We start from the raw sequence: 15066 nt of genomic DNA, 5'->3' as shown, positions 1-15066 counted from the left end.
CTCCTATATATCGGCAATCTATCCTTTTATTAAAGTAATCGCATCGACTCTTTTAGCACCTGCTTCCTTTAATACTTTTGCAGCATGATGAATAGTAGTACCAGTTGTGTAGATATCATCGAATAAAAGATAGTTTTGTGCTTCTATTTTATCTATTACTTTAAATAGTGATTTTGCTTCTAACCGTTCTTTTTTTGTCTTTTTCCCTTGCTCATTTGTCTCTGTTTTAGCGAGTAATTGTTTGAAAGGGATTCCCGCGCAACTTAACAGTTCATCTACTTGAGCGAAAGTTCTGCGCAGTAGCTTTTCTGGATGCATTGGAATTGGGACGACTATTCCTTCTTTAGCTTGGAATACATGGCGAAGTTCATCTGCAAATACTTGTGCGAGTGCTACATCTTGCAAGAATTTATATTGATGTAAATAACTTTTCATCGCTTCTTTGTAGGTGTAAAAAGTTGTGACTGAATCGACCGCCCCCTCGTAATAGGTTCCTTGAAAATCCGAGAAATCAATTTCAGGGGAAGTTTTCTCGAATTTACTTAGACATCGATTACAGGCTGTCGGCTCTATTTCATATATAAATAACTTTCTCCAAGTAGGAGGTGATTGAAAGATACTTCCGCATATTAAGCAGTTCATTCTTTGTTCCACCCTTCGATTGCGGCTTTTGCTTTATCCATTTCATGGGTAATGCCGTGATGGAAGAAGACGATATCACCGTCCGGGTATTTGAATGAGCGTCCAACTCGGCCACTAATTTGAATGAGTGCGCTCGAAGTGAATATTTTCTGTTCTGCTCCTACTACCGCTACGTGGACATTCTCAATCGTAATGCCTCGTTCTAAAATGGTTGTCGTAAGTAGACCTGGTATTTTCTTTTCACGAAGTTGCATAACGATCTCTTTTCGATCCGGATGTTCTGCATGAACTCTCGGTAAATTTTCAGGGAAGTTTTCAAGCATTTCAATTGTTGGTAAGAAAACGAGAAATGGGATATTATTTTTTGTTTTATCTTCAATCCATTGTTGAAGTTTAGTTGGGATTTTTCCTTTTTTCAATTTACGTGTGTACCCCCATAGTGCGCTGTATGTTGGAACTGGTAGGTCATGTCCATGATACCTACGGGAAAGTACAGATTGGTTAGTTGTTTTTAATGATTTGGTAGGAGTGGCAGTTACGTAATGAATGGCAGCATTTTTTTTCGTCGCTTTCGTGACAGCTCGTCTCAATGTTTCGTCCGCGTAATACGGGAAGGCATCTGCTTCGTCGACAAATACGACATCGAATGTGTTTTCGAAACGGTAGAGCTGGTGCGTAGTTGCTAGAACCAGTTCGGCAAATCCATCCTGGTCTGGAGCACTTCCGTATAGTGCGTGTATGTTCGTTTTCGGGAATACTTTTTGGAACCGTGGGAAAAGTTCTAGGATGACATCTGTTCTAGGAGCTGCGACGCAAACTCGTTTTCCTTCTTGTAATGATGCGAAAATAGATGGGAAGAGTAGCTCTGTTTTTCCCGCTCCACAAACTGCGTGCAGGAGGTGGGATTTATTTTGTTGGACACTTGTGAGAAGCTCTTCACTTGCTTTTTGTTGAAGCGGTGTTAGTTGGCCGCTCCAGTCGAAGATGTGTGCGTTCGCGCCGCGAGCATGATGCTTGTCCCAAAGAAGTAACTCTGAACAACTACTCACCCGCCCCATCCGTATGCAATGGCGGCAATAGGTACATTTTTGGTTACAGCGAGCACAGTCAAATGTGTGAAATAAGTGTTGGTTTGTGTTGTGGCATCGGTTACAGAAGCTCTTCTTTAATTGCCAAAAGAAAAAGTTATGGGTGTGTGTGATGATGCCGGGTTTGAGGTGGATATGACCGCTGTCGATGTGGGCGTCGATGACTTCGGGCGGGAATGGGGTGTGTTCGCGAAGCCATATGCGGCCAGTTAAAAATTGTTGTAGTTTTTTGTCCATGGGCTATCTCCTGACTTTTTGTACTATTACTAGTTTACTGAATATTTAGTTTAAATGTAATAGTAAAAAGGCCCCATCGACATGATCGAGGGGCTTTTGTTATTTGGATGTTTCCATCATAAAGTAGACGCTTGTGACAAGCCATTTGCCGTCTTCTTTGACGAATACAGTGACTTGACGTCCATTGCGTTCGAGTTTTGCACCCGTCGATGGTTGTACGAGATTGGTATTTAGGTTGGCAAATACTTGTGCGTTATTTTCATCGTATTGAATGATCGTCGTATTTTCTGCGGTACGTGTAATGTCATATTCCTTGAATGCAGCTTGTACATCGCTTTTTTCCGTTTCATAGTTGAAGCCTTCTGGTTTTTTGGAGATTGTCTTCATGTAGCGGTCAATATTTTCTTCATTAAATGCGTCCATGTATTCGTTGAAAGCCTCAATAATAGCTATTTTTGCTTTTTTCGGGACATTCATCGCTTCTTCAATATTGCCTCCAGCCATTTGGAAGCCTACTTGAGATTTATCTTTTGCCCCATGATCTGTCACCGATTGGGCATTGGAAGGCGCATTATCGCTAGCGGATCCTGCAGTTTTTGCTTTATCTTCATTGCTATTGCAAGCAGCAAGTGCTAATACAGTTGCTGCAAGTATTAATAGGTGTATAAGTTTCATTCAATTCTCCTCCTGCTGAGGTTATTTTGTCATAACTAAGACGAAAACTCAATTAATTAGTTCCATTTTAAATAGGTAGAATTTTCTATTAAATGATTATATGATGTAGGTAGATTGGAGGTGAATTTTTGAGGAAAGAACATCATGCATTATTGAAGAGAATATCTGATGTGCAAACCGTTGACTTTATACAAGATGAAATTAGAAAAATGGAAGCTGGTGATCGCGGAGAGAATAGGCTAGTTCGAAAGCTTGATGAGTTGCGATTAGCGGGACTAGTGAATATTTTCCCGAATGTGAGCCTGTCTATTGGAGAGTGGAAAGTACAAATAGATTGTCTTGTTGTGACGGATCGTTGTTTTATCGTTTTGGAGTCGAAAAATTATAGCGGCGATTTGTTTGTCGATTTGGAAACGGAGGAGTTTTATAAAGTCACGGAGGATGAAAAAGAGAATTCGTTGCCTAATCCTTATTTTCAACTTATGAAGCATATTCGTTTTATAAAGGATTATTTTAGAACAGGTTTCCCGAGCATGCAAGTGACTGGTGCTGTTATTATGACAGCCAAGTCGTGTAGAATTCGGCAAAAGCCTAAGCACTACCCTTTTTTAAAATTAGAAAGTATGAATGAAAAAGTGATTCAGATGTACAACCATTCCAATTCCCTTCCGCTATCTACTGAGCAGTTGCAGACGATTGAGCTTGTGATTCAAACGGAGCAAACCCCGTTCACTTATCCCCCATTATGTGAACACTATCATATCCCACCTAAAGTTTTGATGCCCGGAGTTGAATGCCCGTTTTGTGGGGTGTTGGGCATGAAGCGTCTAGAGCGAACATGGAATTGCCCATCATGTAAGAAAAATGCACGAAATGCACATCGTCAAACAGTACAAGAATACTTTTGGCTAATTAGTAAAGAGATTTCAAACAAAGAGTTTCGCCATTTTTGTAAAATCGATTCCATTTACTCAGCATCTCGCATGCTTAAAAGTTTGAATTTAAATGTGCACAAAGGCGGTGCCTGGCGATACTATTCTCCTAAAAGGAATTGATGACTCCTAGGGTATAAGGAGAGTAACGCAAACTCAGCTTGGCATAACGCAAATTGAAGCTGCGATAACGCAAGTTCAACCTCGCGTATCGCAAACTTAGGGGATTTTCCATGGAGGAATAGGCTTATCACAAATTCAAGTTGGTATAACGCAAATTAAAGCCTCGATAACGCAAGTTCAACCTTGCGTATCGCAAACTCAAGGGGATTTTCCATGGAGGAACGTGATTAGCGCAAATTCAACTTGGCATAACGCAAATTAAAGCCTCAATAACGCAAGTTCAACCTTGCGTATCGCAAACTCAAGGGGATTTTCCATGGAGGAGTGGGCTTATCGCAAATTCAACTTGGTATAACGCAAATTAAAGCCTCGATAACGCAAGTTCAACCTTGCGTATCGCAAACTCAAACACTCGCTCATCAACAAAAAACCCTCTTGCACATTCACGCAAGAGGGTTCACTATTATCGTACTTCGACCCAGCCATTTTTGATGCCGGTTACGACTGCTTGGGTGCGGTCGTTTACGTTCATTTTTTGAAGAATGCTGGATACGTGGTTTTTAACTGTTTTTTCAGAGATGAATAGGGTTTCGCCGATTGTGCGGTTACTTTGTCCATCGGTTAAAAGTTGGAGTACTTCGCATTCGCGCTTTGTTAATAAATGGAATGGGCGTCGAATTTCAGTTTGGTGGAAGTTTCCTTTATTTTCACGTTCGCTTAGGCGACGGAATTCTGAAACTAGGTTGCGTGTTACTTTCGGATGTAAGTAGGATCCACCTTTTGCTACTACTTTAATAGCTGCGACGATTGCGTTTGCATCCATTTCTTTTAGCATGTATCCTAGTGCGCCAGTTTTTAATGCGTGCGTTACGTAAGATTCATCGTCATGGATGGAAAGCATGATTACTTTAGCATCTGGGTATTTTTCGATTAGTTCAGCTGTTGCATCCACACCATTTTTGGTAGGCATATTGATATCCATTAGCACAACTTCTGGAAGGTATTGTTCGTATAAACGAAGGACATCATTGCCGTCGTTTCCTTCTGCGATTACTTCAAATGAATCTTCAAAGTCTAAAATTCGTTTAACCCCTTCTCTAAAAAGTTGGTGGTCATCTATAATGATTATTTTGGTCATTGTCATTTCCTCCTAGAAAAACTACTGTATTATTATTCCTCATTTATTGGGATACTAAACAAAAGGCTTGTACCATTGCCAGGGGATGAAATAATTTTCATCGTTCCTTCTAGCAATTCAACTCGCTCGCGCATACCGATTAAACCAAATGATTTATCTTTTGCCACATTTGGATCAAAACCTATCCCATTATCTTTGACGATTAAATTTATTTTTTGTTTCAACCATTCAATTTTAACCCATGCCTCTTTAAATTTCCCGTGTTTCAAACCGTTTGTTAAAGATTCCTGTATTAGACGGAAAATGGAAATTTCAAAATTAGTATGCAATCTTTGTTCTACTCCATACGATTGAAAATTTATTGTACTTCTTGGATTGTATTCTTCTATAGTTGATAAATACTTTCTAAGTGTGGGCACAAGTCCCAAATCATCAAGGGCCATAGGGCGAAGATCATAAATAATTCGACGAACTTCTGAAAGTGCATTTCGAACCATCTCTTTTAGTTCGACAATCTCTTTCATTGCTTCCTCTCCACCTCGCTGCTGATATGTAAGATTGATTAAATCTGTTCTTAGTAACACATTCGCAAGCATTTGGGCGGGACCGTCATGTATTTCACGAGAAAGTCTTTTGCGTTCTTCCTCTTGAGCCTCAATAATTTTCAAAGTGAAATCTTGTTTAATTTTTGCATTTTCAAGCGCTTCTCCAACTTCTTTTAAATCAGTAGTTAAATAATTGATCACTATATTTACTTGATTAACGAGCTGATCTGCCCTCTCAATCATTTCGAGAAGACCTTGGAGTCTACGCTCTAATTCGTCTCTTCGGTTTCTAAGTTGTCTTTCTTCTGCTCGTTTGATGAGTAGATTAATTTGAATTTCATTCGCAGTTTCGTATGCATTTCGTATTTGGGGTTCATCGTACGTTTCAAAGTTTTTGGATACTTCTGCTAAGCGGTTTCTAGCTAATTTCGATTTTGATTCTAACAAATCAGCTTCAATAATGACTGCTTCAATGTCTCCACGAATTATTTCTAACTCAACTTTCATTTCATTGAAGTTTTCTCGACTTTGTTCGCTTATAATGAAAATATCCTTTTTCGAATGGTCCATGACTTCTACCATTCGATCGAAAATAACATCTAACGATTGTGCTTCAAGGTTCTTTTTCGTCATCTGCTATTTCTCCTTTGTTTGGATAAATGAGACTACATTCATTCTTACTGACAAACCCTATTATAGCACTTATATACTAAAAATAAATTAAAATTAGTTTACAACTATATTTCAATTAATTCGAGGAGGACAATTTATAAATGAGAAACGACTACCTAACTGTCAAAGATTCTGGTAAAAGTGAGATTATTATCCAAAAATCACGTTTTCTCACGTATGTGGAGCGAGCCGAAACTGAGGAGGAAGCACTTGGTTTTATTCATCTTATCAAACAAAAGCATAAAGATGCCAATCATAACTGTTCGGCTTACATAATTGGTGAGCATGATCATATCCAAAAAGCGAATGATGACGGCGAACCTAGTGGCACTGCAGGATTTCCAATGTTAGAAGTCCTTAAAAAACAAGGACTCAAAGATACAGTCGTAGTGGTGACTAGATATTTTGGGGGCATAAAACTTGGGGGGGGTGGCCTCATTCGCGCTTATGGTAAAGCGACAACACAAGGTATTGATGTAGCAAAAGTTGTCGAACGTAAGCTTCATCACTTGATGAAAGTATCCATTGACTACAGTTGGTTAGGAAAAGTTGAAAATGAAGTACGAAGCTCTGATTATCCTCTTAAAGAAATAAACTATGCAGATTCTGTCGAAGTTTTTGTCTATACAATAGCAAAAGAAGAGGCGAAGTTTTTAGATTGGATGTCTGAAATAACAAATGGACAAGCAAAAATCGAAATTGTCGAAAAAGAGTTTTTGGAATTTGAAGTAAATTGATTTATACTTTTTACAAGGGGTGGTAAATACATGAAAAAATTTATCGTAATATTAGTGTTCCTTGTAAGTATAAGTATAGGTCCACCTAGTTCGTTTGCAGCTGCGGATTGTCCAAGTATCGTTTCTTGGGATGGAGTCGAACTAAAATCGGGGCAAATCGGTCGAGTGATCATTCAAAAACCGACGGCCATTTTTAAAAATGTGAATGGCAACTTTGAAGTTTATAGAAAGGTAATAGTCGGTGAAAATTTTCGCGTGTATGTAAATAAAGGAGCTTACTTTCATTTAGGTGGAGGGTTAGTAATAAAAAACGATTCAACCATTTTATACCAAACACCATCCAAAGAAAAAATGAGCCAACTCAATTGTGTAAGAACTGCTCGAACTTCGTTTACTGTTGGTGACTCGATTACTTCTGTTTTATCAGAGTTAGGAACGGCAAAAAGAACCGTAACAAATGAATTTAATGCATCAACATCTATTTATCACCAAAAGTATAATAACTTTTACGCAATTAGTTATTTAAACAATAAAATCGCTTCGCTTTATACAAAAGATAAAAACTATCAATTTAATGGTATTTCAATTACTAACACCGTCAGCCAAATCGAAAGTAAATTAGGAAACCAATACGAAACAACCGGTAACACCTATCCGATTGAAATTATTACGTATAAATTACCAACTTACGAAGCTAACTTTTTTATCGATGTACATAATGATAATAAAGTCTCTGCAATATTATTAATTGATCAAGAATTAATTAATAGAAATTCAAATCTATACCCACCAAAATCAAGCAGCTTAGAATCCAGTTACGAATCACTTTTATTTGAATTAACAAACGCCGAAAGAAAAGCACAAGGAGTTTCCATCTTACAGTATTCTACTAGCATCTCAAATGTTGCTCGCAAACATAGTTTGGACATGGGAGAAAATGATTATTTCAACCACGATAATCTGCGCGGTGAATCACCTTTTGACCGGTTGAAGAATGGAGGAATACTTTTCCGAAATGCCGGAGAGAATATCGCCATGGGCTACTCGAATCCTTATTTTGCCCACGAGGCATTAATGAACTCGCTTGGCCACCGTAAAAATATTATTAGTACCAATTATACCCAACTAGGGGTTGGTGTTCATTTTGCCAAATGGACATATGGCTCAATTCCCTACTATACGGAAAACTTTATAAAGCCTTAAATAGAAAGCCGTCTCTTAAGTTGCATTTAGACTAAGAGACGGCTTTTGTCGCGTTCAGCCATTTATCGTTATTTAGTTACAATTAATTCCACTGTTTCTATGCTGAACCCTCTGAATTTGCCCAGTTGGCGGGCTTACGAATAAATTGGTTGCTCTCATGGCCGAATTGGTTGCTCTTTATTTGAATTGGTTACTCTCATGGATTAATTGGTTGCTCTCCATACTAATTGAGTTGCTTTCACCCGTATTAGGTCTCCCTTAACCATTTAATGTGAATTTTTACCTATACAAAAAAGGTGACCAAGTTAAGTTGGTCACCTTTTGGTTAGTACTTTTCAATTGTTACGCCTTGGTAATAGTGTTTAAGGATGCGGTCATATGTCCAGCCTGCATCTGCGCGGGCTTTGGCACCATATTGACTCATGCCGATTCGATGGCCGTAGCCTTTTCCGTTGACGGTAATAGATTGGATGCCGGGAGTTGATGCTGTTGTGGAGACAATTCCTTCATTTGTTTGAATGGAGACCGCTCCACTTGGTATCGTCTCGATCCCGGTTGCTGTTTGAACTTGCATATTTGTTAAAGAATTAACAGCGGTTGTGCCAGTTACTTTCTGTATAGCAAGGTTTGCTGCACCAGTTGGTTTTGTGAAATTAATATCAAACCAGTTTGATTTTAAAGATGCATTGTTGGCATCTAAAAATACACCGCGCATGACTGTTTCATTACCTTTGATTGTTTTTTCACCAGCAGAAGTAACAATCGATACGGCTGTTACTTCCCCGTTAGATCCACCTTTTGTAATCTTCACATCTAGTAATTGATCAGTAGATGCATTAAATCCAAACTTCGTTAAAATATTGGAAGCGGGAATGCTGACGATCCAATTACTATAGGGAGATTTTTCGATTGAATCATCTACTGAGACGAAATATGGCACTTGGGCTGTATCCCATGCTTCGCCAATATTGGCAGTTCTGCCACCACTAGTAGAATAATAATATGCTTGAACTAGCTTTCCAGTAGATTTAATCACTAAACCAGTTGTTGCATCCACTGCTGAATTTGTACTCTTTTGTTCCGAAGAATATCCTTTGTACATTTGGTCTTTTGTTGTACTACTTAGTATCCCGGATTTACTTAACGTATAGCTTCGTGCAGCTACTGCTTGTGCTTTTAATGCTTCAATATGCCAAGAAGCAGGTGATTCGTTCGGAATAACACCTTTCAAATAGTTTTCTAAATCCAGTCTGTTGGCAATTTGTACATTTGCACCGGATTTTACAACACTAAAGCTGCCTCGGTACTGTGTCCCAGATGGTGTCTTGCCAAGAGGCTGATTTACAAAGGATCCAACGGTAGCACTTGAAGCAGGTACCCATGAAGAAACTCCTTGTTCATCCGTAACGGAGTACCAAAGTTCACCAGCTGCATTTGTAAATTCATTTACAAGATATGCACCTTGAAATGCTTTGTATGCTTTTACTACTTCATAATCTGCAGTAGCACCTTTTTTACCATCTACATCCGCAGTGAACACGACCATTTTTTCATTGCCAGTTAAAGCATGTAAAGCATATCCATTTGCAGAATACATTGTTGCGCCTATTTGATAAATAGATACTTCCCCATTTACCTGCGAGAACGTAACCGGTGTATTTGGAAGCGCAAAGAACATTTCTTTTGTTGTTAAGTTTTCTAATTTGTATACGCCATTTAAATTTAGTGATGTGGAAGATGCGGAATGTACTTCCACGGATACTTGTTTTGGATAACTTTCTTGTGAATATGCAAACGCAGTATTTGCTGACAAGAAACTAAGTATCGCTACAGATAAAACGGTCCGTCCTAATTTGAACATTTATTTCACCTCAGTTAGCGTACTTAGCACCCAACCTTTAATTCCTTTTGCGGTTTGCACATTGTACCATGTTTCGCCACTCGCATTTTTGAATGACCCTAAATATTTTAAGGTGGACCCTTTTGCTACCAATTCAAGTGATTGATAGTTTGTTGTTGCACCTTTCCTTACGTTGACAGCTTGTTTAGCTATTACATTTGTGGGTATATAGCTAGTAGGTTTAGTTGTTGTAACATCTCCTGAAAATACCCAACCTTTTACAGTAGAAGATACTTCAACACGATACCACAATCCAGTAGCTGATTTAAATTGATCAATGACAGTTAGGGCTTTATCAGCTCCAAAAGTTGCTAAAACCTTATAATCACGTGATGCACCACTATGCACTTTTACATTACTCGCAGATGTGTACACTACTTTTGGAGAATCCGTAGACCCATCTGGTACTGTAGTAGTTGGTGGTGTTACAACCACATTACCGCCTTCCGCAACTGCTTTTTGTAATTGTTTAATCATTGCATCTTGATCAGCAAGCTGTTTTTCTAAGGTATTTACTTTCGTTTGTAATGGATTTAACTGTGCTTGTACCCATTCAACAGATGCCAAAAGTAAATTGGAATCCGCTTTTGTAGATGTAGGAATAAACATAGAAACTATTAAACTAAGACCTAGAATAGTAGCAAATGCACCTATTAACTTTTTCTTCATCATGTACCTTCCTCCCTCTTATTGATTGAAATAGTTTTCTAAACCTTTTCGAATTCCTGCTGCTGCATTCTTTTGGAAGGCTACAGAAGCTAATTGTGCTTCTTCAGTAGGATTGGATATATACGCTAGTTCTACTAATACAGAAGGAAGCTCATTCATACGATTGACATAAAAAAGTTGTTCTTTAACTCCTTTATTGTAAGTACCGATTGTTTTCACTAAATCTGATTGAATACTCTTTGCAAGCGTTAAGCTCTTCGGACCATTAAAGTTCACGGTCGCGTTGTAATAAGTAGTAGTTCCCTTAGAAGTTGCATTAAATGAGTCTGCATGGATACTAATAAATGCATCGTAATCTGATTTATTAGCAATATCTGTACGCTCTTTTAATTCCAAAAATACGTCTGTACTTCTAGTTAGGACAACCGTTGCCCCTGCAGCCTCTAATTCCGCTTTCAATGCCTTAGCTGTCGCAAGCGTTACATCTTTTTCTTTTGTCTTCTTAGGTCCTACAGCCCCTGGATCCTTTGCACCGTGCCCCGCGTCCACAATAATTTTCTTTCCTACTAAGCCTTTTGGTACTACTTTAATCGTCAGTTCTTTATCAGAATCTCGAATCGTGTACGTATAATTAGCATTGAAGGTTATTAATAAAACAGATGTACCACCAGCTACTTGTTCGATCTTCATATTGTCGACACCAGTAATTTTTGATTTAATCTCGTTAATTTGAGATAGATTACCATACACTCTTAATACATTGGAAGATGGCATTGTATAGGTCAACTTAAATTTAGACGGTTTAGTCCATACAAGATAGTCTTGCCCATTTCTTACTTCTGTTCTACCATTTATTAATTGGATTGGTGAACCATTTGATAATACAGATGCTTGAATCCATCCTCTTTTTCCACTTTGTGTTTCAATATTTACCCAACTATTTAATGTACGTAATACTCTTACAGGAGAGTTCAAATTAATTGTATCTACTTTTTTAGATGTTTCGCTTGCTCCACTATAAACAGTAGAAGTTTTCGTCCCAAACATCGTTGGAATATCATCATTTATTTCAAAGTCTGGAATCCAACCTTCAACGCCTTGAGATGTACGAATATTTATCCAAGAAGTGCCATCAGAGATTATTTGATTAATCATAGAAAAGGTTGTGCTTTTTGGTAATCCTAGTATTACTTTAGAATTAAAAGAACTATCCGTATACATTAATGCATTAAATCGTTTAATTACCCCTGTTTCATCAAAATCTGGGATTTCATCCGTATTTTCTACTATGGAAATAACAGATTGATGTATCCATGCATCTCCATTGCTGGTGCTCACTTTGTACCATTTTTCTTGAATTGCATCTGTTGCATATTCGGTTGATACAAATTCATCATTTTGTTTGGATTGTGTCACGACATCAAAATTAATTCCTGGCCCTGAACGCATATTGGCAACTGGTACTGAAACTTTTATATTCGTATCAATTACCACATGATTGCTCTCATCTACAGGGGGTAATTCGGTTGATGGATTTTCAGGAATTGATGAAACACTTTCAAATGAATCTGCAGGAACCCAACCTTTTTTACCAACCGCATAGGATATTTGATACCATTTTTCTTTTGAAGCATTTGTAAACTCTTGGAAAATCGAAAGTTTTGTACCTACAGCTAATGTTGCAACCGTTTTATAGTTCGTAGTTGCACCGGAATAGACAGAAGTTTGTTTAATAATCACTTTGTTTGCGATTGACGCTTCTTCAAAAGCTGACGCAAGCATCCAACCTTTTTTTCCTGTAGCATAGGTTACTTGTACCCACTTTTCGTTCAAGGCATTCGTAAACTCTTGATGGATTACAAGTGTTGTTCCAGGTTTAGCAGTAGAAACGACGTCATAATTTTTAGTAGCACCTTTATGAATCGTTGTTTGGTTGACTACTTTCATCAATGTTGCTGTTTCTCCCGCGGTTGCATTCAGCACAAATAAGTCAGATGTCACCCAACCTTTTTTACCTTTGTAATCTACGTTAAACCATACTTCATTTTGGGCATTTGTAAATGCACTAACTATTTTCAATGAAGTGCCTACTGGGATTGTAGCTACTACTTTATAAGAAGTTGTTGCACCACTTCTCATATTTGCGGCATTTTTCCCTATTTTTTGAGTTGTTCCAGCATAAGAAGTACCAGAAGTTGTAGTGCTACTCTTTACAGCAGTAGTTGCTGCTTTCAAAAAATCGCTAATAATCCAACCTTCTGTAGAATTATAGGAAACTTTGTACCAAATCTCGCCTTTACTATTTTTTTCAGTAGCAAGAACGGAGACAATTTGACCTGTATGTACTTTAGAAATACTATTAAACTCGGTTCCGGCTCCTTTTCTTACGTTGACGTTTGAAGCTGTAAGTAAAGCTTTTTTCCCGACAAGTTGGTCTATTACAACCGTTTGACTGGAGGCTGCGTAAGTAGATAGTGGAGTGCTCCCTAGAACATTGATTGGCATAAGGACAGAAGTTGCTAAAACAGAAGATGCTATTATTTTTTTCATTTGTTCCTCCTTGAAACGTGTATTTCTTCCATTTTAATAGACAAAATTAGATAAAACAATCCAACGAATGTAATTAAAACCAATGTTACAAGAATGTAATATAAATATATGTAATAAATAATACCTAAATAGTGGTTTTTTAAGATTAAATAAACAATATTATGAATTATAGCCGAGAAAAAAATAACTTTTTGTCATAATCTTATGTCAGGAAGTGAGCTTTTTTGGCACTTAGAGACTGAATTCAAGATATGCGAGAATAATTCACCTAGTATAGTAACTAATTTGGAAAACTGTTTAAGAAAAATGTGAGTTCTTTAAGTTTATCTAGTCTTTACTAATTCCTGAGTGCTTTAGACGAAATATTAGCTACACTATTAACGTTAGAGTAATGATTCTTGTGGCGAATGTTTGTCCGTCTCACTCATGGAATTTGTAAAGACATGGTGCATTTGGTTTGGTTAATGAGAGATTAGATACTTTCCAATTCTTTTAAAAGCGGACGAAGATACAATTTCGTCCGCTTAGCGCTTCTTTTTGAACTTATACTACTTATTTTTTTCTCTGTTTCCGCTTGCTATATTATTAAACAAAGGAAAGTACCAGAAGCATATTGTCTTTCTTTTTTGCACTTTTGATTGTAGCGGAAGGAGGAAGCTCCAACGGGAGGCCAACAGGATATTTTTCACGAAGGCGTTGCCACACGATGTGGTGCTCTTAGCCTTCGTTCCTCGGAGACAGATGAAACCCCACAGCGAAACGAGTAGGCTCACGGACCTCCCTCCCGCCTGTAGCGGAAATCAACCTGTTCGTGGCACCACAATTTGTTTACTTCCCACAAAAAAAGAGTAAAACGAATGGTCATTGCGACCTACTCGTTTTACTCGCCGATTGTTAAATCATTTACTGATTTAGTTGTGTTTATTTCACTTTGTGCATTTTGCCCGAAGTCTTCTAGATTTAGTTTCAGTTGTCGCTTAACTTCTTCTAGTGAATCATCTTTTAGAATGTAGTAATAGATACCTTTTCTTGTATCATCATTTCCTTCGAGTTGTAATTGTTCGATTGGGGATGATTTTATTTTTTGGTACATCTTGATCAAGCTAAAGTATTCCGAGGAGGGGATGTTCGTTTTTACGTTATCTCCTACGTCTTTAATCATATCGTCGATTTTCGTAATATTACTTAAGTTTGTAGCTTTATTAATAATTTCTTGAATAACTTTTCTTTGTCGATCATTACGTCCCAAGTCTCCTAGAGGATCTTTTTTACGCATTCGGACATAAGCAAGTGCTTCATTACCATTTAAGTACATTGGGCCTTTTGTATAGGTCATCCATTTTAAACTACCAGTAAGCTGTGCTTTAAACGTAAATGGAACATCTACATCTACGCCGCCAACTGTGTTGACAATATCTTCAAAACCTTGGAAGTCCGTTGAAACATAATAATCTATTGGAATATCTAGAAGCTTTTCCAGAGTATTAATCGTATAGTTTATGCCCCCGAATGCATAAGCATGATTGATTTTATCTTCATATCTTAAATCAGGTATATAAACTCTCGTGTCACGTGGAATACTTACCATCGATATTTTTTCCGTTTTCGGATTAACAGTTGCTACCATTAAAACATCCGAACGACCATACTTTGCCTTTTCTTGATTGTCAATTCCGGCTATTAGCATTGTAAAAGCAGAGTCTTCCGCTTTAGCACTATTAAACTTCTTGGTAGAATTATTCTTATTATCTATATCCTTGTCCAACGGTTCATACATTTTTGTTATTGCATTTTTCGTCTGCAGGGATAAATTAGTTGCAAAAACAATAACACCTGAAAGCATAACCATTAAAACAATTAGTACCGTATATAAAATTTTTCTTCTCGTCTTGGATTTGCGTTTTATACGACGCGAAGTAGCCATATTAATTACCTACTTTACTTATAAAATATAA

Annotated in this window: 12 protein-coding genes; 3 read left to right on the top strand and 9 right to left on the bottom strand. The window is 37.6% G+C overall.

What is annotated here, in order from left to right:
• Positions 1-18 precede the first annotated feature (18 nt).
• From PB01_RS04710 to PB01_RS04700, 3 genes are all read right to left on the bottom strand, one after another.
• Positions 19-642, bottom strand: coding sequence for a ComF family protein (locus PB01_RS04710; RefSeq protein ID WP_151699124.1), 624 nt, complete (start codon positions 640-642; stop codon positions 19-21).
• Positions 639-1691 carry an ATP-dependent helicase ComFA gene (locus PB01_RS04705; protein ID WP_318837511.1) on the bottom strand — a complete coding sequence of 351 codons (1053 nt, stop codon included), beginning with the start codon at positions 1689-1691 and terminating at the stop codon, positions 639-641. Before PB01_RS04705 ends, PB01_RS04710 begins: the two co-directional genes overlap by 4 nt.
• A 375-nt stretch (positions 1692-2066) precedes the next feature.
• On the bottom strand, positions 2067-2642 hold the full coding sequence (locus tag PB01_RS04700; protein ID WP_151699122.1) for a nuclear transport factor 2 family protein: 576 nt from the start codon (positions 2640-2642) through the stop codon (positions 2067-2069).
• Positions 2643-2770: 128 nt separating this feature from the next.
• Here PB01_RS04700 and PB01_RS04695 point away from each other — a divergent pair, with 128 nt between their 5' ends.
• Positions 2771-3697 (top strand): nuclease-related domain-containing protein, encoded by a 927-nt coding sequence (locus PB01_RS04695; protein WP_151699121.1) that lies wholly within the window; start codon positions 2771-2773, stop codon positions 3695-3697.
• Positions 3698-4160: 463 nt separating this feature from the next.
• On the opposite strand, the gene PB01_RS04690 is transcribed toward PB01_RS04695, so the two are convergent.
• The gene (locus PB01_RS04690) at positions 4161-4835 is read right to left on the bottom strand and encodes a response regulator (protein WP_151699120.1); all 675 of its coding nucleotides are present in this window, start codon (positions 4833-4835) and stop codon (positions 4161-4163) included.
• A gap of 32 nt (positions 4836-4867) precedes the next feature.
• Positions 4868-6013, bottom strand: coding sequence for a sensor histidine kinase (locus tag PB01_RS04685; protein ID WP_151699119.1), 1146 nt, complete (start codon positions 6011-6013; stop codon positions 4868-4870).
• A 140-nt stretch (positions 6014-6153) separates the two neighbouring features.
• On the opposite strand from PB01_RS04685, the gene PB01_RS04680 reads away from it, so the two are divergent.
• Together PB01_RS04680 and PB01_RS04675 are read left to right on the top strand one after the other, a co-directional pair.
• Positions 6154-6789 (top strand): YigZ family protein, encoded by a 636-nt coding sequence (locus tag PB01_RS04680; protein ID WP_151699118.1) that lies wholly within the window; start codon positions 6154-6156, stop codon positions 6787-6789.
• 30 nt (positions 6790-6819) lie between these two features.
• Positions 6820-7992: a CAP domain-containing protein gene (locus PB01_RS04675; RefSeq protein ID WP_151699117.1), complete on the top strand. Its 1173-nt coding sequence runs from the start codon at positions 6820-6822 to the stop codon at positions 7990-7992.
• Between the two features lie 325 nt (positions 7993-8317).
• On the opposite strand, the gene PB01_RS04670 is transcribed toward PB01_RS04675, so the two are convergent.
• The 4 genes from PB01_RS04670 to PB01_RS04655 form a co-directional block, all read right to left on the bottom strand.
• Positions 8318-9853 (bottom strand): SpoIID/LytB domain-containing protein, encoded by a 1536-nt coding sequence (locus PB01_RS04670; protein WP_151699116.1) that lies wholly within the window; start codon positions 9851-9853, stop codon positions 8318-8320.
• Positions 9854-10564 carry an SH3 domain-containing protein gene (locus PB01_RS04665; RefSeq protein WP_151699115.1) on the bottom strand — a complete coding sequence of 237 codons (711 nt, stop codon included), beginning with the start codon at positions 10562-10564 and terminating at the stop codon, positions 9854-9856.
• Positions 10565-10579: 15 nt separating this feature from the next.
• Positions 10580-13111 (bottom strand): N-acetylmuramoyl-L-alanine amidase family protein, encoded by a 2532-nt coding sequence (locus PB01_RS04660; protein WP_151699114.1) that lies wholly within the window; start codon positions 13109-13111, stop codon positions 10580-10582.
• 880 nt (positions 13112-13991) lie between these two features.
• Entirely contained in the window at positions 13992-15035 is a 1044-nt protein-coding gene (locus PB01_RS04655) for an LCP family protein (protein WP_225986168.1), read from the bottom strand.
• Between the last annotated feature and the right edge of the window lie 31 nt (positions 15036-15066).

The organism is Psychrobacillus glaciei (assembly GCF_008973485.1).
GTDB lineage: Bacteria > Bacillota > Bacilli > Bacillales_A > Planococcaceae > Psychrobacillus > Psychrobacillus glaciei.
The sequence above is the reverse complement of the archived record's forward strand: the minus strand, read 5'-3'. Positions and strand labels throughout refer to the sequence as shown.

Bases quoted from the DNA above. Each gene is read 5' to 3' on its own strand.
- PB01_RS04675 (WP_151699117.1), top strand. From the start codon at position 6,820: ATGAAAAAATTTATCGTAATATTAGTGTTCCTTGTAAGTATAAGTATA.
- PB01_RS04665 (WP_151699115.1), bottom strand. From the start codon at position 10,564: ATGATGAAGAAAAAGTTAATAGGTGCATTTGCTACTATTCTAGGTCTT.
- PB01_RS04660 (WP_151699114.1), bottom strand. From the start codon at position 13,111: ATGAAAAAAATAATAGCATCTTCTGTTTTAGCAACTTCTGTCCTTATG.
- PB01_RS04690 (WP_151699120.1), bottom strand. From the start codon at position 4,835: ATGACCAAAATAATCATTATAGATGACCACCAACTTTTTAGAGAAGGG.
- PB01_RS04655 (WP_225986168.1), bottom strand. From the start codon at position 15,035: ATGGCTACTTCGCGTCGTATAAAACGCAAATCCAAGACGAGAAGAAAA.
- PB01_RS04685 (WP_151699119.1), bottom strand. From the start codon at position 6,013: ATGACGAAAAAGAACCTTGAAGCACAATCGTTAGATGTTATTTTCGAT.
- PB01_RS04670 (WP_151699116.1), bottom strand. From the start codon at position 9,853: ATGTTCAAATTAGGACGGACCGTTTTATCTGTAGCGATACTTAGTTTC.
- PB01_RS04710 (WP_151699124.1), bottom strand. From the start codon at position 642: ATGAACTGCTTAATATGCGGAAGTATCTTTCAATCACCTCCTACTTGG.
- PB01_RS04680 (WP_151699118.1), top strand. From the start codon at position 6,154: ATGAGAAACGACTACCTAACTGTCAAAGATTCTGGTAAAAGTGAGATT.
- PB01_RS04700 (WP_151699122.1), bottom strand. From the start codon at position 2,642: ATGAAACTTATACACCTATTAATACTTGCAGCAACTGTATTAGCACTT.